The sequence below is a fragment of the Halomonas sp. SIMBA_159 genome (assembly GCF_046536035.1).
Lineage (GTDB): Bacteria > Pseudomonadota > Gammaproteobacteria > Pseudomonadales > Halomonadaceae > Vreelandella > Vreelandella venusta_A.
Map to the genome: position 1 here is coordinate 1 of NZ_JAWJBT010000635.1, position 270 is coordinate 270.

Here is a 270-nt window from a genome sequence, read left to right on the forward strand (position 1 = left end):
GGGTGGTCGAACCCTGGCCGGCGCCGGCGGTGAAATAGGCGATGATGAACTCGTCCACCGACAGCGTGAAGGCGAGGAGCGCGCCGGCCAGAACCCCTGGGAAGATGCCGGCAGCGTGACTCGGCGGAAGGTCGTCACTTCGCCCGCGCCCAGGTCGATGCTGGCCTCGACGATCGAGAAGTCGAAGTTGCGCAGCCGGGTACGCACCACCGCGCAGACGAACGCGATGTTGAATACCACGTGGCTCATGATGATCGAATGCAGGCCGAG

1 protein-coding gene is annotated in these 270 nt (G+C 65.2%); it reads left to right on the top strand.

Annotated features, from left to right (window positions below; genetic code table 11):
- Positions 1-270: hypothetical protein (locus tag R0J87_RS20750; RefSeq protein WP_498888618.1), on the top strand; the 270-nt coding region annotated here is incomplete at both ends.